This is a genomic window from Nonomuraea sp. NBC_00507, assembly GCF_036013525.1.
Taxonomy (GTDB): Bacteria; Actinomycetota; Actinomycetes; order Streptosporangiales; family Streptosporangiaceae; genus Nonomuraea.
Genome location: NZ_CP107853.1, coordinates 3,770,528 through 3,790,524, shown reverse-complemented (window position 1 = coordinate 3,790,524; position 19,997 = coordinate 3,770,528). Strand labels below are relative to the sequence as shown.

Below are 19,997 nucleotides of genomic sequence, written 5' to 3'. Positions count from 1 at the left end.
GCTCTCAGCCATGGCTCGGCCGCCCGCCCCATGATCGCCGTATGTCCTTACGATGGCGACGGCGTGGGCTCGTCCTCGGCAACCACGACGAGCGAAGCGGTGCGTTCCTGGCCGTCGCGTTGATACTTGATGGTGATCTTGGATCCCGGCTCCTTGCTCCGGATCAGCGCGATCAGCTCATTCCCGTCCTGCAAGGCCAGCCCGTCGATCTCCATGATGATGTCACCGGCCTTGAGCCCGGCCTTGTCGGCGGGCCCGCCGGCGTCCACCGGCTGCCGTCCCGCGGCGGGCTCGGACGCGATCTTCACGCCCTGCCCCCGATAGTCCTTGTCCAGCACGATGCCGATCTTGGGCCGCTTGGCCCGCCCGGTGCTGATCAGTTCCTCCGCCACCCGCCGCGTCTGGTTGACCGGGATCGCGAAGCCCAGCCCGATGCTGCCGCTCTGGCTGTTCACCGACCGGCTGAGGGTGGCGATGGCCGAGTTCACGCCGACGACCTCGCCCCGGCTGTTGACCAGCGGCCCACCCGAGTTACCCGGGTTGATGGCGGCGTCGGTCTGGATGGCGCTGATGTACGCGGGCTCCTCATTGCTGGTACCGGTGTCGTCACCGGCGATGACCGGGCGGTTCAGCGAGCTGACGATGCCCGTGGTGACCGTGCCCGTCAGGCCCAGCGGCGAGCCGATGGCGATCACCGGGTCGCCGACCACCACCTGGTCGGAGTTGCCCAGGGTGATCTCCGGTGTGCCGAACGTCTCCTCCGGCTTGACCACGGCCAGGTCGGAGCCCGGGTCACGGCCGACGATGCGGCCCGTGGTGGTCTTCCGGTTGTTGAACATGATCTGGATCTCGCCACCCCGCGCGGCCAGGGAGACCACGTGGTTGTTCGTGACCACGTACCCGTTCTTGATCAGGAACCCGGACCCGGACGCGCCCTCGGTGCTGGAGCCGTTGCCGACCTCGAGCGAGACCACGCTGGGCAGCACCCGCGCGGCGACGCCCGCCACCGAGTCCGGCGCCCGGTTGGTGGCGCCCGTCGGCAGCGGGCCGAGGCTGTAGGAGGGGTCGTTGCCGCTGCTCGGCTTGGTGAGCACGTACGTGCCGACGCTGCCGAGCACGGAGGCCACCAGGGCGATGGCCACGGCGATCGCGACCAGGGCGCCGAGGCCCGGACCACGCCGGCCCGTCGCGCCCGGTCCCTGCCCGCCCGGAGGCGGCGGCCCCCAGCCGGCGCCCATGCCGAGCGGTCGCGGCGGCGGAGGCGGCGGAGCGCCGCCGCCACCGAACGGCGGGCTGTCATAGGACCGTCCCCCGCTGTCCGGCGCACCGTACGAAGGACCACCGCCCGGCCTGCCGTACGAGGGACCGCTGTCCGGCGCACCGTAAGAAGGGCCACCGTCGGGACGGCCGAACGAAAGGCCGCTGTCGGGCGCACCGTAAGAAGGACCACCGTCCGGGCGGCCGAACGAAGGGCCGCTGTCCGACCGGTCGAAGGACGAGCCGCCGAACGAAGGACCGCCGAATGACGGGCCGCCGTCGGGAGGGCCGAATGAAGGACTCTCGTAAGACCGGGTGCCGCCGTCCGAAGATCCGCCGAAGGACGGGCTCTCGTACGACCGTGTGCCGTTGTCCGGCTCACCATAGGAAGAGGCCGCGTCGTAGGGAGACGTCCCGCTGTACGGGTTGCCGGTGGAGAAGGATGGGCTGCCGTAGGAAGGCCCCGACGGGTCACCCCATGATGCTCCGAACGAGGCGGGCGGCTCAGGCCGCTGGCCAGCCTGATCGGCCGGATGCTCCGCGGGGAGGAACTCCGGCCGCCCCAGTGGTTCGGGGTAGTCCGACGGCATGCGTCCTTCGGTGGGGCGCGTCTCGTCGGTCATCTAAGTCTCACCACTCCTTGGCTCGGCCACCGCAATCCTCACTCTTGCGGTATACGAGGGTCATAAAGCAGATTGTTCCGCCCACACGTAACAAATCCCGAACCCAGATCGTATGCCCTTAGAGTGCGCGACTACGCCAACAGGAGCCATCACCGGCATATCCGGACGTCACGGGGTGGCGACCGACGGCGAGTTGGTCGGCGACTGCTGCACCCTCCACAATTCGACCGGCGGCGTCGTGGAATCCTGCCCCGCGCCGGAGACGGCGAAGAACGTCCCGAGCGCCACGGCGGCCGAGACCACACTGACCGCGACGTAGGCGGTCCGCCGCCTACCAGCGCGGCCAGGGCCCGAAGCCCCGCCACTCGCGTCCCTGCGCGGGCGGTTGTCCAGGGGAGCGATGCTGTGCGGCCCAGGAATGGGCACTCCCCCGAACGTACGCGCGGGGAAAGGGCGCTCCCTCGGGGGGAGCGGACCGCCCGGCTCCGCCATCCGGAGCAGGGACATCGTCAGGTCGGTGGGCATCGCCGGGGTGTCGAGCGAGCGCAGGCGCGACTTCAGCGCCCGCATCGACTCGACCTCGCTCCGGCAGTCAGCACAGAAGGTCAGGTGGGCCAGCGCGCGCTCGCGTTCGTGGTGGTTGAGCTCCCCATCGACGAGCGCGGAAAGACGTTCTCCAAGATGAGCCATGTCAGACTTCCTCCCCACGGATAACGGTCGGGGGGAGTTGAGAATTGCGCGGGGCCCGATGGTCGAGCGCCTCCCGCAACTGCGCCCGGCCACGGTGAATACGGCTTCGGACCGTACCCAGCTTGACGCCGAGCGTGGCCGCGATCTCCTCATAGGACAAGCCCTCGATATCGCACAGCACGATCGCGGCCCTGAACTCGGGTGCGAGTGCGTCGAGGGCAGCCTGGATGTCGGGCTCCAGGTGGGCGTCGTCGAACGCCTGCGCCGGTGACGGCTCTCGGCCGCGCAGCCGCTCGGCGGCGTCGTCGGCCAGCCCCTCGAACCTGATGCGCTGCTTGCGCCGCGCCATGTCGAGGAAAAGATTCGTCGTGATCCGGTGCAGCCACCCCTCGAACGTGCCGGGGGTGTAGCTCGACAGCGACCTGAAGACCCGGACGAAGACCTCCTGGGTGAGGTCCTCGGCATCGTGAACGTTGCCGGTCAGCCGGTAAGCGAGCCGATACACGCGTGCGGAATGAGTCCGCACGACTTCCTCCCACGTGGGAGGCGTCCAGTCAGACGACACGGGAGCATCCGTCTGGTGGTCGCTTTCGTCCACCAGAACTCCTCTCTCTGGGACCACCGCTATCGCCATAGTGCCTGGTTTCGTCCCTTCGTGCGCACTGCCTGCCCTCCGGACCGGCAAAGCCCGTTTAAACCTGCAACGCCTCAGGACCCTCCTGAGTTCCCGTCCCGGCGTGTCTCCCCTAGGCTGCGATCGGTGCCAATCACCTGTATGACCCTTTGCGACCAATCGCACGAAAGTGGGGGAGGCGGCCGATGACCAATCAGGTGGAGGCCACTCTGGCCTATGCGGAGCAGTTTCATCACGAGGATGAGATCATCCACGCGGCGCGGCAGCGCGGGCTGGAGATGGGGGCCACACCCATCCTCCCCGGCGGCGGGGCGGCATTGTGTTTCCTCGCCACCGCCGTCAACGCCAAGTCGGTCGTGGAGATCGGCACGGGATGCGGCGTCTCCGGTCTGTGGCTGCTGCGCGGCATGCGCGCCGACGGCACGCTGACGAGCGTCGACGTCGAACCCGAGCACCAGAGACTGGCCCGGCAGGCGTTCGCGGAGGCGGGGTTCTCCGGCGGGCGAGTGCGGCTCATCTCGGGGCGCGCGCTCGACGTGCTGCCGCGGCTGTCGGACGGCGGTTATGACATGGTGTTCGCCGACGGCGCGAAGCAGGAATACACCGACTACCTCGCCGAGGCGGTCCGGCTGCTGCGGGTGGGCGGCATCGTGGCCTTCGACAACATGTTGTGGCACAACCGGGTGGCCGATCCCGCGCAGCGCGACCCGGACACGGTCACGCTGCGCGAGGTGGGCAAGCTGGTGCAGTCGGACGACCGCCTGCGCTCGGTGCTCATGCCCCTGGGCGACGGCCTGCTCGCCGCCGTCAAGGTCTCCGACTAGCGCCGCGACCTCAGGAGCGGGTGAGCCACTCCAGGAGGACGCGTACGCCGAAGCCTGTCGCGCCCTTGCTGAGCGTGCCCTCGTCCACAGTGCTGCGCCCGACCCCGGCGATGTCGAGGTGCGCCCACGGCCGCCGGCCGGCGAACTCCCGCAGGAACAACGCCGCCGTGATCGACCCGGCCCCGAACCTCGACCCCGCCTCCACATTGGCCAGGTCGGCGATCGACGACTCCAGCGCGGGCGTGTAGTCCTCGATCAGCGGCATCCGCCACAGCAGGTCGTCACTGGCCTGCCCGGCGTCCACGAGCTGCTTGGCCAGCACGTCGTCGGAGGCGTAGACGGCGCCCACGGTGCGGCCGAGCGCCACGCTGATCGCCCCGGTGAGCGTGGCGATGTCCACGACCGCGTCGGGGTCGAGGACGGCGTCGGCGTAGGCGAGCGCGTCGGCCAGCACGAGCCGCCCCTCGGCGTCGGTGTTGAGCACCTCGACCGTGCGGCCGCCGTAATGCTTGATGACGTCGCTGGGCCGCTGGGCGGTGCCCGACGGCATGTTCTCGGCGGCGGCGACCAGCCCGGTGACCCGTACGGGCGCGCCCAGCCGCGCCAGCGCGCCGAGGACGGCGATCACGACGGCCCCGCCCGCCATGTCGGTCTTCTGGGTCTTCATGTTGTCGGTGGGCTTGAGCGACAACCCGCCCGAGTCGAAGGTGATCCCCTTGCCCACCAGCACCACGTGCCGGTCGACGGGCTCGGCGGGCGTGTAGGAGATCTGGATGAACCTGGGCGGGCTGGCCGAGCCCCGCCCGACGGCCACGATGCCGCCGAACCCGTCGGCCTGCAGTTGCTCCTCGTCCCAGACCCGCACCGGCAGCCCGCTCTCGGCGGCCCGCTCGGCGAGCCAGGCGGGGTTCTTGACCGAGGACGGCATGTTGGCCAGGTCTCGAGCCAGCGCCACCGCCTGGGCCACGGCCTGCGCGCGCCCCACCACGACCTCGTCGGCCCCGGCGAACGCGAGCGTGCGCACGGCCTTCTTGCCCCCGTTGCCGATCTTGAACGAGTACGCCGCCAGCAACGCCGCCTCGGCGAACGCCGCCACGTCGCCCTCCGGCACCACCACGGTCAGCCTGTCCCTGCCCTTGACCCTGCGGGCCAGCGCGGCCCCGGCCTTGCGCAGCGCGCGCGGCGACCCGTCGCCGACGCCGTAGAACAGGACCCTGCCCACGCCGCCGGCCCGGGCGACCGGCACGTCGACGATCTCCCCGGCCTCCCCCTTGGCCTCGTAGTGGGTCAGCAGGTCGCGTACGGGCAGGTGCAGCTCGACCACGTGAGCGGGGTCGAGGTCGGAGGCGTAGGGGACGGCCAGCAGCTCGGCGTCGTCCGGAACCTCGGCGACCACCGAAGCAGTGGTCTCAATGGGCACGGAAGATCTCTCCTCGAACGTCAGCGACCCTGGCGCCGGATTACGCCAGGGTCGTGGGATCAGGTTGTCTCTGAGGAGCGCTCAGCCGACGACGTTCTTCAACGCCTCACCGAGCGCCTTGGCCTCGTCGGCGGAGATCTCCACGACGAGCCGGCCGCCACCCTCCAAGGGGACCCGCATGACAATGCCGCGCCCTTCCTTGGTGACCTCGAGCGGACCATCGCCGGTCCGCGGCTTCATCGCCGCCATGCGTGCATCCCTTCCTGCCTTGGGCTCCCGCGGCCCGCGATTTCCGACCTCCCGAGGGGGTGGTCGGCGCATTCACGTCTTCTGTGATGTCCCATTCTCCCGCATCGAGAGCGCTCATGGGTAACGATCTCCTCCCAGAATGCGTTGTCGAGGAGTGCGCGGACGTCCAAACTGGACTGCGTGCACGCTCGCGCCGCCCTCTTCGATCTCTACGGAGACCACCTGCTCTCGCGCGGTGGACAGGCGTCCGTCGCTGCGCTCGTCCGGCTCATGAAACCCCTGGAAATAGCCGCTCCCGCCGTTCGCACGGCCGTCTCGCGCATGGTGCGGCAGGGCTGGCTGCGGCCGATCAGGCTCCCCCAAGGCGCCGGGTACGCGCTCACGCCGAAATGCGTCAGGCGCCTCGATGAGGCGGCCCTGAGAATTTACCGAGCCGGGACACTCACCTGGCACGGCCGCTGGCACATGATCGTCCTGGAGCCGGTCAAGGAGCGGCCGCAAAGGGAGCGGTTACGGGCCGACCTGACGTTCCTCGGCTACGCGGCGCTGTCGGAGACGACCTGGATCGGTCCACGCTCGTCGATCGAGCTGGACAACCTGCTGGAAGGCGAGGGCGTGCGGGCCGACAGATTCGACGCGGCGCTGGAGGGCGACCCGCGCGAGCTGGTGGCGCGGGCGTGGGATCTGACGGCCATCGGCGAGGCGTACGAGCAGTGGCACGCCGAGGCTGTCACGCTGATCAGCACGCTGCCCGAATCGGCCCCGGACGACCAGGTGTTCGCGGCAAGGAGCAGGCTCGTGCACGGATGGCGCAACTTCCTGTTCCGCGATCCCGGCCTGCCGCCCGAGCTGCTGCCCGCCGGCTGGCCCGGTGAGAAGGCCAGAGCCTATTTCGAGCAGGAGGCCGCCCGGCTGCTGCCCGCAGCCGCCGCGTTCGTCGACAGGGAGTTGACTTGATCCGTTATGACGTGACCGACGCCGTCGCCACCATCACGCTCGACCGTCCCGACGCGATGAACTCGCTGACCACCGAGCTCAAGGACGCCCTGCTCGACGCGGTGCGCCGGGCCGCGGGCGATCCCTCGGCCAGGGCCGTTCTGCTCACCGGCGCGGGGCGGGCTTTCTGCGCGGGCCAGGACCTGCGCGAGCACGCCGACAACCTGGAGGCGGGCCGCGGCCTGGCCGGCACCGTCCACCGGCACTACAACCCCATCGTGGAGCTGATCGCCACCATGCCCAAGCCGGTCGTGGCCGCGGTCAACGGTGTGGCCGCCGGCGCGGGCGCGTCCCTGGCGTTCGCCTGCGACCTGCGGATCGCTTCGGAGAAGGCCAAGTTCGCGCTGGCGTTCGCCGGGATCGGCCTGGCGCCGGACTCGGGCGCGTCGTGGACGCTGCAGCGCCTGGTGGGGCGGGGCCGCGCCGCCGAGCTGATGCTGCTGGGCGAGCCGCTCGACGCGCCCCGCGCTCTGGAGCTGGGACTGGTCACACGCGTGGTGCCCCCGGACGACGTGCTGAAGACCGCCCAGGAGTTGGCGGCGCGCCTCGCGCAGGGCCCGACCCTGGCGTACGCGGCCACCAAGCGCGCGCTGGCCTACGCGGCGACGCACTCGCTGCCCGACTCGCTGGCCGTGGAAGCCGAGCTCCAAGACGCCTGCGCCGCCACACAGGACCATGTGAACGCCACCCGCGCCTTCCTCGCCAAGGAACGCCCCACGTTCCACGGCGAGTGACGCGGCCATCGGATGCACGACTTCGACACGCTCAGGGCGACCGCGCTCGACCTGCTCACCGGCGGCGACATCGACACCTCCGACGCCGTCTACGCCGGCCCCCTGGCCCGGCTCAGCGAGCGGGCCGGTGGCTGGCTGGCCGCGATGACACCCGGCTTGACCTGGCCGGACCTCCCGCTGGACGACAGTCCGGGCAACGTGAGCGGCAGCTACGGCCGGCTGCGGCGGATCGCCACGGCGTGGGCGACGCCGGGCACCGCGCAACACGGCGACGACGCCGTCGCGGCACGGGTGGTGGCGGCGCTCGACCTGCTCTACGAGCGCCACTACAACGAGCGGCTCCCGGAGACGGGCAACTGGTGGTTCTGGGAGATCGGCACGCCTGGCGAGCTGGGCCGCGCCTGCGTGCTGCTCGGCGACCGCCTCGACGCCGGCAGGCTGGAGGCGTACCTGGGGGCGATCGACCGGTTCTGCCCGGACGCCGGCCGCCGCGCCGGCAACCCCGCGGCGTGCGAGGCCGGGGCAAACCTGGCGGACAAGGCGTACATCGTCGCGTTGCGCGGCGTGGCCGGGCGCAGCGCCGCCAAGCTGGCCGCGGCCCGCGACGGGCTGTCCGACGTGCGGGGCGGCGTGTTCCACTACGTCGAGTCCGGCGACGGCTTCTACCGCGACGGCTCGTTCATCCAGCACGGGGACGTGGCCTACACGGGCTCGTACGGGCTGTCCCTGCTCATCGCGGTCGCCGGCACGCTGGCCCTGCTCCACAGGTCGCCCTGGGAGGTGACCGATCCCGGGCGGGCGGTGGTGCTCGACGCGGTCGAGCGGTCCTTCGCCCCGTTCGTGCACGACGGGCTGCTGATGGACACCGTGAGGGGTCGGGCGGTCACCCGCCAGAGGTTCTCCGACCGCGTGGCCGGGCACGCCGCGATCGGCGCCGTGCTGCTGCTCGCGCGCTGCGCGCCGGAGCCGTACCGCGGCCGGTTCGCGGAGCTGGCCAAGGGCTGGATCGAGCGTGGCGGCCGCCACTCCTATCTGGAGCGGGCGGACGTGCCGGAGACCCGGCGGGCGGTCGCGGTGCTGGACGACAAGACGATCGAGGCCGCCCCGGGGCCCGTGGGGCACTTCGTCTTCCCGTCGATGGACCGGGTGGTGCACCGGCGGCCCGGCTGGTCGTTCGCGATCAGCCTGTCGTCCCGGCGCGTCGCGGCCTACGAGGCGATCAACGGGGAGAATCCGCACGGCTGGTACACCGGCGACGGCATGACCTACCTCTACACGGGCGACCTGGGCCAGTTCGGCGACGGCTTCTGGCCGACGGTGAACCCGTACCGGCTGCCGGGCACCACGGTGGACACCCGCGAGCGCGAGGACCTGTCCTTCCGCGCCGACCGCCCGGACAACGCGTGGGCCGGCGGCGCGGTGCTCCAGGGCCGGTACGGCGCCGCCGCCATGGAGCTCACCGGCGACGGGGCGGGCCCGCGGGCGCGCAAGTCCTGGTTCTGCCTGGACACGGCCGTGGTGGCGCTGGGCAGCGGCATCACCGGCTCCGGCGGACACTCCGTGGAGACCGTGGTGGAGAACCGGGCCACGGACGCGGAGCCGTACCTGGGGGACGGCTGGGCGCACCTGGCGGGCGTCGGCGGCTACGTGATGGAGGGGGCGCATTCCCTGGTCGAGACGCGCACGGCCAGATGGCGCGACATCAACGCGGGCGAGGACACGCGTGGCGCCTCCCGCCCCGTCACGCGGCGCTACGTGACCTTCTGGTTCGACCACGGCGTCGACCCCGTGGACGCCTCCTACTCCTACGTGCTGCTGCCGAACGCCTCGCGCGAGCGCACGCGCGCCTTCCGCGGGTCGCGTCCCATCCGGGTGGCGGCCAATACGACGCTGGTCCAGGCCGTGCGGATGCGCGGGTTGCTGGCCGCCACGTTCTGGGCGGCGGGCGAGGTCGACGGCGTCCGCGTGGACGCGCCCTGCACGCTGCTCGTGCGGCGGGCCGGCGGGCGGGTCGTCGTGGCCGTGGCCGATCCGAGCCGGACCGTGGACGCCGTGACCGTGACGCTCGACCGCCCGGCACGCGGCGTCGCCCGGGCCGACGACACCGTGTCGGTACGGCCGGGAGGACATCCGGCCGTCACCGTCGCGCTCGGCGGGTCGCTCGGGCGCACCCACACGGCCGAGCTCAGCGTGTACGCGCCACGCAGTCCTGGAGGTGGTCGTTGACCAGGCCGATGGCCTGCATGAGCGCGTAGGCCGTGGTCGGCCCGACGAACTTGAAGCCGTGCTTCTTCAGCTCCTTGGCCAGCGCCTTGGAGCCGGGAGTGGTGGCGGGCACGTCGGCCATCGTCTTGGGCACCGGCGCGCCGGGGTCGGCGAAGCGCCACACCAGCTCCGACAGGCCGTCGGGGAGGTCGAGCGCGGCCCTGGCGTTGTGGACCGCCGCCTCGATCTTGGCGCGGTTGCGGACGATGCCCGCGTCGGCGAGCAGCCGCTCCACGTCCCGCTCGGAATAGGCGGCCACCTTGGGGATGGCGAAGCCGTCGAACGCGGCGCGGAAGTTGTCCCGCTTACGCAGGATCGTCAGCCACGACAGGCCCGACTGGAACGCCTCCAGCGCGACCCGCTCGAACACCGCGTCGTCGCCTTTGAGCGGGCGGCCCCACTCCTCGTCGTGGTAGGCCAGGTAGATCGGATCCGACATGCCCGTCCAGCTGCAGCGGATGGGCTCGGTCACGGACGCTCGTCCCCGTCCTTGCCCAGCGTGGCGCGTACGCGCTGCTCGGCGGCCCCGGTCTCGCCCTCCGGCTCGTCCGATGCGCCGGCTTCGTCCCCGGCCTTCGCCTCGTCGGCCGTCTCGCGCGGCTCGTGGTCGAGATCGTGCGCCTGATCATCGAGGTCATGCGCCTGATCGTCGAGGTCATGCGCCTGATCGTCGAGGTCATGCGCCTGATCGTCGAGGTCATCGGGCCGGTCGGCGGCCTCTCCGTCGGCGGACGGCTCCTCGTTGTAGAAAGCCGGGCCGTCGCCCGCGGACGGCTCCTCGGCGGAGGAGGCGGCGCCGTTGCCCGCCTGCAGTCGCCACTCCGGGCTTCCCTGCGCGTGCGCCGCCTTCGCGCCCTGGTCCCAGGACAGCGTCGTCCCGCTCGCCGACATGGGATCGCCCGACTCCGGCAGCTCCCTGGCGACAGCCGGCGCCTCGGGCGAGTGATCGGTACGCAGAGCGCCGCCCGGCGCCGCGTACACCTCCTGGCGCGCGTGCAGTCGGCTCGACAGCAACTCGGAGACCCGCTGCTCCAGCACCGCGATCCTGGTGTCCCGGGCGCTGATCGCGTTGGCGGCCCGGCGCAGGGTCTCATCGACGCTCGCCGTGTGGTAGCCGACAAGGTTGACCGGCAGTTGGAGCGCCATGAAGTCGACCGCCGTGAGCTGCCCCGGCTCGGGCAGGTCGAGCGGCGGCACGTCGGGCGGGAACTCGGTCAGCTCTCCGCCCCTGCCGAGGGAGACCAGAACCACGCAGGCCAGGATGGCGATGGCGGCGATGGCGAGTATGACCAGCACATTGGCATCGTACTCATACCATCGGGGCATGAGGTGCGCACTTGCCTCAGCCCGTGCCTGTCCGGGCGGACAGTGCGCTGGTCAGCCGGTGGACTCGCCGAGCTCGGTGAGGCTGGGCCGGACCGGGCGGGGGCGGGCCTCCAGGCGGCTGATCGCCTCCTCGACCGTGGTGGTCCAGGAGATCGCGTCGAAGACGGCGGCCCGGGTGAAGCCCTCGTCGTACATGTTGCTGATCAGCTGCCTGAGCGGCTCGAACAGGCCCCAGGGGTCGAGAACCACCAGGGGACGGTCGTGGATGCCGATCGTGCGCGCGGTCCAGATCTCGAACAGCTCCTCCAACGTGCCGATGCCGCCGGGCAGCACGAGGAACGCGTCTGAGCGGGCGTCCATGAGGCCCTTGCGCTCGCGCATGCCGGTCGTGACGATCAGCTCGTCCGACTCCTCGTCCGCGATCTCGATGTCCACCAGGACCTGGGGGATCACGCCGATCGTACGCCCGCCGGCGGCACGGGCGGCCGAGGTGACGGCGCCCATGCAGGAGACGGTGGCGCCGCCGCTCACGATGGTGTGCCCGCGCTTGGCGAGTTCGGTGCCCACCTGCCCGGCCAGCTCGAGGTATTTGTCGTCGATGTGCAGGCTGGAGGCGCAGAAGACGCAGATGTTCACGGTGAGGAAGCCTATTGGGGCTCCGCGGTCTGCGCGGCGGCGGCCTCCAGTTCTTCTCCGCGCTGCTGGGAGCGGGCCAGGTCGGCCTCCACGATGATGTGCACGGCCTCGACGGGGTCGTCGGTGACGGTGATCAGGTCGAGGTCGTGGGAGGCGATCTTGCCGGTGCCGAGCAGGGTGCCCTTGATCCACTCCAGCAGCCCGCCCCAGAACTCGGAGCCCATGAGCACCACGGGGAAGGACGTGACCTTGGCGGTCTGCACCAGCGTCAGAGCCTCGAACAGCTCGTCCAGCGTGCCGAAGCCGCCGGGCAGGGCGATGAAACCGCACGAGTACTTCACGAACATCGTCTTGCGCACGAAGAAGTAGCGGAACTCGATGCCGAGGTCCACATAGTCGTTCATGCGCTGCTCGAACGGCAGCTCGATGCCGAGCCCGACCGAGATCGCGCCCTCCACGTCACGCGCGCCCCGGTTGGCCGACTCCATGACACCGGGCCCGCCGCCCGTGATCACGGCGTAGCCGGCCTCGGCCAGCGCCCGGCCGAGTGCCCGTCCCAGCTCGTAGTCGGGCGAGTCGGGGCCGGTGCGCGCCGAGCCGAAGACCGTGACCGCCTGCGGCAGCTCGGCCAGCTGCCCGAATCCTTCGACGAACTCCGCCTGGATGCGCAGCACTCGCCACGGGTCCATGTGCACCCAATCGGAGGGTCCCTGGCGGGCGAGCAGCCGCTCGTCATGGGTGGAGGTGGGGACGAGGTTGCCGCGGACCACGGCCTGGCCCTGGCGGCGTTCTCGACGTATCTGTTCCATGTGGATCACGCTAGTCCCTCTCGTCTACGGCCGCGTCCAGGCCTGCGCCCCTACCCGTCAGGCGTCCCAGACTGCCTCCTGCGGGCGAAACCCCAGGTAAGGGGGGTAGAACATCCGCAGAAAAAATCTTGAAGAAACCAGGGAACCGGATTTCGGCTAGCCCGCGTCTAATCGTCGAGGGTGCTGCTCGGGACTGAAAGTGGTCTTCCCCGCCAAATGGCCGGCGAGGAGGGCCACTTTCATTTTGTGAGCCAGTCCAGCATCGCACGCTCGCTCTCGACGATCTTCGACAGCGACACGTACTCGCCCTGCTGGTGCGCGAGGTTCGGATCGCCGGGCCCGTAGTTCACGGCCGGCACGCCCAGCGCGGAGAAGCGGGCGACGTCCGTCCAGCCCAGCTTGGCCCGCGGCGTGCCGCCGACGGCCGCGGTGAACGCCGCCGCCACCGGATGCGTCAGCCCCGGCCTGGCCCCTGGCGCGGCGTCCACGAAGCTCACCGCGAACCCGTCGAACACCTCCTGTACATGCTCCTGCGCCTGCTCGATCGACAGGTCGGGCGCGAACCGGTAGTTGACCGTCACCACGCACTCGTCCGGGATGACGTTCCCGGCCACGCCGCCCCGCACGCCGACCGCGTTGAGTCCCTCGTGGTATTCGAGCGCGTCCACGACCGGCCGGCGCGGCTCGTAGGCGTTCAGCCGGGCCAGCACCGGCTCGATCCCGTGAATGGCGTTGACCCCGAACCACGACCTGGCGCTGTGCGCCCGCTTGCCCGTCACGGTGACATCGGCACGCAAGGTGCCCTGGCAGCCGCCCTCGATCACGCCGTCGGTCGGCTCCATCAGCACCGCGAAGTCGGCCAGCAGCCAGTCGGCGTGGTCCCTGGCCACCCGGGTGAGGCCGTTGCGCTCGGCCTCGACCTCCTCGCAGTCGTAGAAGACGTAGGTCACGTCCTTGTTGGGCGCCGGCACGGTGGCCGCCAGCTTGAGCGCGACCGCCACGCCGGCCTTCATGTCGGAGGTGCCGCACCCGTAGAGCAGGTCGCCGTCCACCCGGCTGGGCAGGTTGGCGGCCACGGGGACGGTGTCGAGGTGCCCGGCGATCAGCACGCGCTCGGCGCGTCCCAGGTGGGTGCGGGCCACGACGGTCTCCCCCGACCGCTCCACCTTCAGGTGCGGCAGCGGGGACAGGGCCCGCTCGACCGCGTCGGCCAGCGCCCGCTCGCCGCCGCTCACCGACTCGATGTCCACGATCGCGGCGGTGAGCGCGCGTACGTCCTGCGTCAGGTCCAGCATCAGGTGTTCACTCCGTGTTCCCGCAGCACCTCGTTGAGCGCCGCCTTGTCGTGCCGCTGCCCCGGCTTCAGCCGCTTGATCACCAGCACGCAGGGCAGCCCGAACGTGCCTCCGGGGTATTCCTTCTGTCTGGTGCCCCCGACCGCCACGCACCAGTCGGGGATCCGGCCGCGGGCCAGCTCCTCGCCCGTCTCCACGTCGATCACCGGGATCGTGCCCGACAGAATCGTGCCGGCGCCGACGACCGCGCCCTGCCCCACCCGGGCGCCCTCGACGATCATCGCCCGGCTGCCGATGAGCGCCTCGTCCTCGATGACGACCGGCACGGCGTTGGGCGGCTCCAGCACGCCGCCGATGCCGACGCCACCGGAAAGATGCACGTTTTGTCCGATCTGGGCGCAGGATCCTACCGTGGCCCAGGTGTCGACCATCGTCCCGGCGTCCACGTACGCGCCGATGTTGGTGAACGACGGCATCAGCACCACCCCGGGCGCCAGGTAGGCGCCCCAGCGGGCGATCGCGCCCGGCACCACCCGCACCCCGTCGAACGAGCTCTTCAACGGGATCCTGTCGTGGTGATGGAAGTCGCCCACCTGGGACCGCGCCATGCCCAGCACCTTGAAGGCGAGCAGGATCGCCCTTTTGGCGCGCTCGTCCACCACGACCTCGCCGTCCACCAGGCGGGCCGCCCTGGCCTCGCCCTTGTCGAGCTGATCCACCGCGCCGACGACCGTGTGGCGCGCGTCGACGTCGGAGGTCGACAGCTCCGCGCGACGCTCCCACAGCTTGTCTATGGCCGGGGATATCGGTGTGGAGGTGCTCACGTCACTCATGGCCACGGAGCTTATCCAGGCCGGGTAGGTTTTTCAGGGTGCGCATGCGGTTCTCCCGTGGAGTCATCACCATCGCGATCATCATGGTCGTGCTCGCCGTGGGCATATCCGTGGGCGTCTACCACCTGCTGAAGAAGGCGACGCCGCTGGCGGTGCCAGACCCCTACTGCGTCGTGCGCACCCCCGACGGCGTCCGTGAGCTCCAACCAGAGCAGGCGCAGATCTCCGCCACGATCGCCGCCGTGGCGGCACGCAGGAAGCTGCCCGAGCGGGCCGTGGTCATCGCCTACGCGACCGCGATCCAGGAGTCGAAGCTGCTGAACCTGGAATACGGTGACCGTGACTCGGTGGGCGTGTTCCAGCAGCGCGAGTCGCAGGGGTGGGGCCGCAAGGAGCAGCTCATGGACCCCGTCTACGCCACGAACAAGTTCTTCGCCGCCCTGGTGAAGGTGAAGAACTACCGGAAGATCCCGCTGGCGGAGGCGGCCCAGGCGGTGCAGCGCTCGGCGGGCGGCTACGCGTACGCGCCGCACGAGGGGGAGGCCAAGATCCTCGCCGCGGCCTTCACCGGCCGGGTGCCGCAGGCCGTGCACTGCTGGTATCCGACGGCCAAGACCCCGGCGCCGCGGCCCAAGACGACCGAGGCGCGCAAGCAGCTCGCCCGGGCGCTGGGCAGCACCGCGATCGTCAGCAAGAAGCGCGGGTGGCTGATCGCCGCCTGGTCGGTGGCCCACGCCGAGAAGTACGCGCTGAGCCAGGTCCGCTACAGCGGCGCCACGTGGTCCAACGATGTCGAGCTGGAAGGCTGGAAAGCCGGCGACACGTCCGGCACCGCCCAGGTCGAGCTCTCCTGACCCGCCCCGGGCTGGATGCGCTACGAGGCGCGGCGGACGATGGAGATGGAGCCAGGCGGCAAGGGCTGAGCGTAGCTGGCCGTCCAGCCGCTGCCCTGAATGCGTTCGAAGGACAGCAACCGTCCGTCGGAGGCGCGGTAGTCGGCGAAATCGAGCAATCCCCGATCGGGGTTACCGGTGTCCCCCTCGCTCCGGAACGCCGCCGTGCCCCGCTCGATCGGGAAGAACTCCACGCCCTCCATGATCAGCATGCTCTTGGCCGGGATCATGCCCTGCGTGGGCACGTCGTTCCAGAGCAACACTTCCAAATGCGGCCGATCGCCGGCACGCACCTCAACCGAGAGCCACTGCAGGCGCCGGGAAGCATCCCGCAGCAGGTATTCGGTCCACTGCTGCCCTTGCCACGAAATGTGCATGGCGCCCAGCACACGGGCGGACGACCCGAGCACTTCGATCCGGTCACCCACCTGGATCGTGCGCGGGTCGATGTAATCGGTGCCGGCCTGCCCCGGCACGCTGACCGGAGCCGGCATGGGGGTCTCGACGGGAGCGACCTCGACCACCGGCGGCGGCGTGCTCGTGCGGCCCTTCCTGTCTTGCCGCAAGGTGGCCACGAAGGCTCCCAGCAGCAGGAGGACCAGGGCGATGCTCAGCCCGAGTACGACCATGGAGGTCACGCTCATCGATCAGCTCGCTCCACTCGCGGCCTGCCTCGGCGTAAGCCCTTATCGATTTGTTGGCTTGCTTTTGACGGGCGATCCTACTGGAGGCGGCGCACCGCCGCACTGATGCGTTCGTCAGTGGCGGTGACGGCGATGCGGATGTGCCGCGCACCTGCCGCTCCGTAGAACTCGCCGGGGGCGACCAGAATACCGATTTCGGAAAGCTTGCCTACCTGGTCCCAGGCGTTCTGCCCGTTCGATGCCCAGAAGTAGAGCCCTGCCGTCGAATGGTCGATCTGCCAGCCTGCCTGCTCCAGCGCGGGCCGCAGCAGGGCGCGGCGCGCGGCGTAGCGTTCGCGCTGGGCGTCGGCGTGCGCGTCGTCCCCGAGCGCGGCCGTCATCGCGGCCTGTGCGGGGGCCGGCATCATCATGCCCGCGTGCTTGCGGATCTCCAGCAGCCGCTTGACCAGGACGGGATCACCCGTCACGAACCCGGCGCGGTAGCCGGCCAGGTTGGAGCGCTTGGAGAGCGAGTGAACCGCGAGCAGCCCTTCGTGGGAGCCGCCGCAGACGTCGGGATGGAGGATCGAGACCGGCTCCTCTTCCCAGCCGAGCTCGATGTAGCACTCGTCGGAGGCGACGATCGTGCCGCGCTCGCGGGCCCAGGAGACGACCTTGCGCAGATGCTCGGCGGGCAGCACCCGGCCGGTGGGGTTGCCGGGCGAGTTGACCCAGAGCAGGTCCACCTGCTCGGGGCCGAGCGCGAGCGTGCTGTCGGAGGCCGTGGCCACGGCCCCGGCCAGGCGGGCGCCCACGTCATAGGTGGGGTAGGCCAGCTCGGGGAAGACCACGCGCCGGGCGCCGAGATAGGTGGGCAGCCAGGCGACGAACTCCTTGGAGCCGATCAGCGGGAGCACGTCCTGCTGATCGACGGTGACGCCGTGCCTGCGCCGCAGCCACCCGGCCGCGGCCTCGCGCAGCGCCTTGGTGCCGTGGGTGAACGGGTAGCCGGGGCTGTCGGCGGCCTGGACGAGAGCGTGCCTGACGACTTCGGGCACGGAGTCGACGGGCGTGCCGACCGAGAGGTCGACGATCCCGTCGGGATGTGCGAGCGCGCGCTCCTTGTACGGCTCCAGCCGGTCCCAGGGGAAGTCGGGCAGGTTGTTCACGGTTCTCCAGGGTGTTGCGTTGCCGTACGAAAAGCACACGCCAGGAGGGCGCATCCGGACCGGATGCCCCCTCGCAAGGCGTATCAGGACCGGCTAGTGGTCCTCACCCTGCGGCGGCAGGGCGGCCACCACCGGGTGGTCCTTGTCGATCTTCCCGACCTTGGAGGCGCCACCAGGCGAGCCGAGGTCCTCGAAGAAGTCCACGTTCGCCTTGTAGAAGTCCTTCCACTGCTCGGGAAGGTCGTCCTCATAGAAAATCGCCTCGACGGGGCATACAGGCTCGCACGCGCCGCAGTCCACGCACTCGTCGGGGTGGATGTAAAGCATGCGCTCGCCCTCGTAGATGCAATCGACGGGGCATTCCTCGATGCACGCCTTGTCCAGGACGTCCACGCAAGGCTGCGCGATGACGTAGGTCACCTCGAGCTCCTTCTTCTCCGCACCATGGCATGAGTCTGACCGCGGTTTGCTACGCCCTAGTATTGCCGTGCTTGCCAGCTGGCCGAAACGGAGGGTGGCAAACTCGTGGCCGCACGCCTCGTCATCGCGATCACAAGTCAGGACACAGGTAAACGGATCACCACACGCAGGCGCGTACCTGGAGGGTATCGCGATGCGGTAGGGATCCTCGAGTCCTGGGAGTCTGGCGTGCTACGACTTCGTAAAAAAGACGGCACGCTGGTGGAAATTCTTGAGGAGACGCTGGTGGCGGCCAAGGTCGTCCCGGCCGCGCCTCCTCGACCTGAGCGAATGTAACGGTAAGTATTCCAAGTGTGACTGTACGTACCTGCGCCGCCGCAGCAGCCCTTCTCGCCAGCGCCGGATGCGGCGCGTCCACACCATCCTCGCAACCGGCTGAGAACCTGCCGCCGGTCAACGTGCAGGCGGGCTCGCTGAAGTCCGGCTTCGCCAACATGGAGCGCCTCGCCGAGGCCGCCAAGCGGGAGGGCGAGCTCAACGTGATCGCGCTGCCCCGCGACTGGGTCAACTACGGCGAGATCATCGACACCTTCGCCGACAAGTACGGGCTCAAGGTCAACGAGCTCGAGCCCGGCGCGAGCAGCCGCCGCCAGATCGACGCGGCCGCGCAGCTCAAGCCCGACGTGTTCGACCTGACCCTGGACGTCGCGGTGCGCGAGGCGGCCAGGTTCGCGCCATACAAGGTGCTGGGCTGGCAGGACCTGCCCGACGACGTGAAGGATCCGTCCGGCGCCTGGTACGCCGCCTACGGCGGCTACATGTCCATCGGGTACGACCCGCGCGCGGTCAAGCCCCCTGCCTCCTTCGCCGACCTGCTCCAGCCCGGCTACCGGGTGGCGCTCGACGGGGACCCGCTGCGCTCGGCGTCGGCGTTCGGCGGCGTGATGGCGGCCTCCATGCGGGCCGGAGTGCCGCGGCCCGAGCAAGGGGTGGAGCTGTTCGCCAAGCTCAAGCAGGGCGGCCGGCTCACCGACCTGGCCAAGGCCAACACGATCGTCGCCTGGGATCACCTGAACGCCGCCCGCAGCGCCGGCCAGCCCGACGCGTGGCAGGTGACGATCCCGCGGGACGCGGCGCTCGGCGGCTACCACGTGCAGGCGATCAACAAGGCCGCCCCGCACCCGGCCGCGGCCCGCCTGTGGCAGGAGTTCCTGTTCTCGGACGAGGGCCAGAACCTGCTGCAGAAGGGCTGGGCCCGGCCGGCCCGCGGTGAGGCCATGACCATGAAGGGCACGCTCGACACGGCCCAGGCGGCCAAACTGCCCAAGGCGCCCGGGCCGCCCGTCCTCATGACGATTCCCCAGGCAGACGCGGCGAAGGCGTACTTGAAGAAGGAATGGGCGAAGAGCGTGGGATGAGTCCAATGTGACTTGATATGTCCTAGGGACGTTCAGGCTCTAAAGTGAACAGACAGCACGGCCACGGGGGCCCGATGTCTGACGAATGTGAGCTGATCGTCTTGCGATACGACACACCGAGTTTGGAGCGGTGGAACAGTCGCGCCTACGACAGCAGCTTCGGCTACGTCTCCACGCAGGGCGCACCGCTGGTCGACCTGCTGGATCCGCGGCCCGGCGAGCGCGTGCTCGACCTCGGGTGCGGCACGGGCGTGCTCACCGCGCAGCTCGCCTTCAGGGGCGCGGACGTCCTGGGCATCGACGGCTCGTCCGCCATGATCGAGAAGGCGCTGGCGCAGTACCCGGGCATCAACTTCATCGTCGGGGACGGGCACGACTTCACCGTGGTGGACCCGTACGACGCGGTCTTCTCCAACGCGGCGCTGCACTGGATGACCCGGGATCCCGCCGTCGTGATCGCCAACGTGCGCGAGGCGCTCACGCCCGGCGGGCGCTTCGTCGCCGAGATGGGCGGGGCGGGCAACTGCGCCGAGCTGACCGCCGCGATGCTGACCGCCTGGCGCGAGTACGGCCTGCAGGAACCCGACCTGCCGTGGTACTTTCCCACGCCTGCCGAGTACGCCCGCCGGCTCGAGCAGGAGGGGTTCGTCGTCAGGCTCCTCGAATACTTCGACCGGCCGACCCCACTTGACGAATGCCCTGGCGGGGCGGCCGATTGGGTACGCATGTTCGCCGCCTCGGCGCTCAAAGGGCTCGCGCCGGACATCGTGGAGCCCCTGCTTCGTCGGGTCAATGAGCTGGCAGCGCCCGCGCTTCGCAGGGAGACTGGCTGGATGGCCGACTACGTGCGTTTGCGCTTTGCCGCTGTTCGGCGCTGATGCGT

22 protein-coding genes are annotated in these 19,997 nt (G+C 70.3%); 8 read left to right on the top strand and 14 right to left on the bottom strand.

The features are described from left to right. Positions 1-47: 47 nt before the first annotated feature. From OHA25_RS19005 to sigE, 3 genes are all read right to left on the bottom strand, one after another. Entirely contained in the window at positions 48-1,880 is a 1,833-nt protein-coding gene (locus tag OHA25_RS19005) for a S1C family serine protease (RefSeq protein ID WP_327588883.1), read from the bottom strand. A 168-nt stretch (positions 1,881-2,048) separates the two neighbouring features. Next, the gene (locus tag OHA25_RS19000; RefSeq protein ID WP_327588882.1) at positions 2,049-2,570 is read right to left on the bottom strand and encodes an anti-sigma factor family protein; all 522 of its coding nucleotides are present in this window, start codon (positions 2,568-2,570) and stop codon (positions 2,049-2,051) included. A gap of 1 nt (position 2,571) precedes the next feature. Next, positions 2,572-3,204: an RNA polymerase sigma factor SigE gene (gene sigE / locus OHA25_RS18995; RefSeq protein WP_138713496.1), complete on the bottom strand. Its 633-nt coding sequence runs from the start codon at positions 3,202-3,204 to the stop codon at positions 2,572-2,574. Between the two features lie 185 nt (positions 3,205-3,389). Between sigE and OHA25_RS18990 the strand changes: the two genes are divergently transcribed. Continuing rightward, a complete protein-coding gene (locus tag OHA25_RS18990) occupies positions 3,390-4,028 on the top strand; it encodes an O-methyltransferase (RefSeq protein WP_305924003.1) in 639 nt (212 codons plus the stop codon). A gap of 10 nt (positions 4,029-4,038) precedes the next feature. Here OHA25_RS18990 and OHA25_RS18985 read toward each other — a convergent pair whose 3' ends face one another. Both OHA25_RS18985 and OHA25_RS18980 read right to left on the bottom strand, forming a co-directional pair. Then, entirely contained in the window at positions 4,039-5,448 is a 1,410-nt protein-coding gene (locus OHA25_RS18985; protein WP_327588881.1) for a leucyl aminopeptidase, read from the bottom strand. Positions 5,449-5,529: 81 nt separating this feature from the next. Further along, complete coding sequence (locus tag OHA25_RS18980) at positions 5,530-5,697, bottom strand: DUF3117 domain-containing protein (protein ID WP_020545024.1); 168 nt, start codon at positions 5,695-5,697, stop codon at positions 5,530-5,532. A 180-nt stretch (positions 5,698-5,877) separates the two neighbouring features. On the opposite strand from OHA25_RS18980, the gene OHA25_RS18975 reads away from it, so the two are divergent. Genes OHA25_RS18975 through OHA25_RS18965 form a run of 3 tightly spaced genes read left to right on the top strand, consistent with a single transcriptional unit; the run spans position 5,878 to position 9,653 of the window. Next, entirely contained in the window at positions 5,878-6,654 is a 777-nt protein-coding gene (locus tag OHA25_RS18975; RefSeq protein ID WP_305924001.1) for a PaaX family transcriptional regulator, read from the top strand. Continuing rightward, positions 6,651-7,427 carry an enoyl-CoA hydratase-related protein gene (locus OHA25_RS18970; RefSeq protein WP_327588880.1) on the top strand — a complete coding sequence of 259 codons (777 nt, stop codon included), beginning with the start codon at positions 6,651-6,653 and terminating at the stop codon, positions 7,425-7,427. The genes OHA25_RS18975 and OHA25_RS18970 overlap by 4 nt, the downstream gene beginning before the upstream one ends. 12 nt (positions 7,428-7,439) lie before the next feature. Beyond that, positions 7,440-9,653 (top strand): polysaccharide lyase 8 family protein, encoded by a 2,214-nt coding sequence (locus OHA25_RS18965; protein WP_327588879.1) that lies wholly within the window; start codon positions 7,440-7,442, stop codon positions 9,651-9,653. Here the strand turns inward: OHA25_RS18965 and OHA25_RS18960 are convergent. From OHA25_RS18960 to OHA25_RS18935, 6 genes are all read right to left on the bottom strand, one after another. Next, positions 9,613-10,131 (bottom strand): DNA-3-methyladenine glycosylase I, encoded by a 519-nt coding sequence (locus OHA25_RS18960; RefSeq protein WP_327591007.1) that lies wholly within the window; start codon positions 10,129-10,131, stop codon positions 9,613-9,615. The genes OHA25_RS18965 and OHA25_RS18960 overlap by 41 nt on opposite strands. Positions 10,132-10,160: 29 nt before the next feature. Then, positions 10,161-10,988, bottom strand: a complete 828-nt coding sequence (locus OHA25_RS18955; protein WP_327588878.1) for a hypothetical protein — start codon at positions 10,986-10,988, stop codon at positions 10,161-10,163. Positions 10,989-11,069: 81 nt separating this feature from the next. Continuing rightward, positions 11,070-11,654 (bottom strand): TIGR00730 family Rossman fold protein, encoded by a 585-nt coding sequence (locus OHA25_RS18950; protein ID WP_327588877.1) that lies wholly within the window; start codon positions 11,652-11,654, stop codon positions 11,070-11,072. A gap of 11 nt (positions 11,655-11,665) precedes the next feature. After that, positions 11,666-12,463 (bottom strand): TIGR00730 family Rossman fold protein, encoded by a 798-nt coding sequence (locus OHA25_RS18945; RefSeq protein WP_327588876.1) that lies wholly within the window; start codon positions 12,461-12,463, stop codon positions 11,666-11,668. Positions 12,464-12,702: 239 nt separating this feature from the next. After that, positions 12,703-13,758, bottom strand: coding sequence for a succinyl-diaminopimelate desuccinylase (gene dapE, locus OHA25_RS18940; protein ID WP_327588875.1), 1,056 nt, complete (start codon positions 13,756-13,758; stop codon positions 12,703-12,705). Then, complete coding sequence (locus tag OHA25_RS18935) at positions 13,758-14,591, bottom strand: 2,3,4,5-tetrahydropyridine-2,6-dicarboxylate N-succinyltransferase (protein WP_327588874.1); 834 nt, start codon at positions 14,589-14,591, stop codon at positions 13,758-13,760. The genes dapE and OHA25_RS18935 overlap by 1 nt, the downstream gene beginning before the upstream one ends. A 44-nt stretch (positions 14,592-14,635) precedes the next feature. Between OHA25_RS18935 and OHA25_RS18930 the strand changes: the two genes are divergently transcribed. Then, positions 14,636-15,445 (top strand): hypothetical protein, encoded by an 810-nt coding sequence (locus tag OHA25_RS18930; protein WP_305924036.1) that lies wholly within the window; start codon positions 14,636-14,638, stop codon positions 15,443-15,445. Positions 15,446-15,465: 20 nt separating this feature from the next. Here the strand turns inward: OHA25_RS18930 and OHA25_RS18925 are convergent, their stop codons facing one another. The 3 genes from OHA25_RS18925 to fdxA form a co-directional block, all read right to left on the bottom strand. Beyond that, the gene (locus OHA25_RS18925; protein WP_327588873.1) at positions 15,466-16,128 is read right to left on the bottom strand and encodes a DUF4178 domain-containing protein; all 663 of its coding nucleotides are present in this window, start codon (positions 16,126-16,128) and stop codon (positions 15,466-15,468) included. Between the two features lie 77 nt (positions 16,129-16,205). After that, the gene (gene dapC / locus OHA25_RS18920) at positions 16,206-17,276 is read right to left on the bottom strand and encodes a succinyldiaminopimelate transaminase (RefSeq protein ID WP_327588872.1); all 1,071 of its coding nucleotides are present in this window, start codon (positions 17,274-17,276) and stop codon (positions 16,206-16,208) included. A gap of 93 nt (positions 17,277-17,369) precedes the next feature. Next, positions 17,370-17,696 carry a ferredoxin gene (gene fdxA, locus OHA25_RS18915; protein WP_080047500.1) on the bottom strand — a complete coding sequence of 109 codons (327 nt, stop codon included), beginning with the start codon at positions 17,694-17,696 and terminating at the stop codon, positions 17,370-17,372. Positions 17,697-17,801: 105 nt separating this feature from the next. Here fdxA and OHA25_RS18910 point away from each other — a divergent pair, with 105 nt between their 5' ends. The 3 genes from OHA25_RS18910 to OHA25_RS18900 all read left to right on the top strand — a co-directional run bounded on the left by OHA25_RS18910 (position 17,802) and on the right by OHA25_RS18900 (position 19,992). Further along, positions 17,802-18,032 carry a putative acetyltransferase gene (locus OHA25_RS18910; RefSeq protein ID WP_305923990.1) on the top strand — a complete coding sequence of 77 codons (231 nt, stop codon included), beginning with the start codon at positions 17,802-17,804 and terminating at the stop codon, positions 18,030-18,032. Between the two features lie 17 nt (positions 18,033-18,049). Then, positions 18,050-19,114: an ABC transporter substrate-binding protein gene (locus OHA25_RS18905; RefSeq protein WP_327588871.1), complete on the top strand. Its 1,065-nt coding sequence runs from the start codon at positions 18,050-18,052 to the stop codon at positions 19,112-19,114. 74 nt (positions 19,115-19,188) lie between these two features. Then, positions 19,189-19,992 carry a methyltransferase domain-containing protein gene (locus tag OHA25_RS18900; protein WP_327588870.1) on the top strand — a complete coding sequence of 268 codons (804 nt, stop codon included), beginning with the start codon at positions 19,189-19,191 and terminating at the stop codon, positions 19,990-19,992. Positions 19,993-19,997 lie beyond the last annotated feature (5 nt).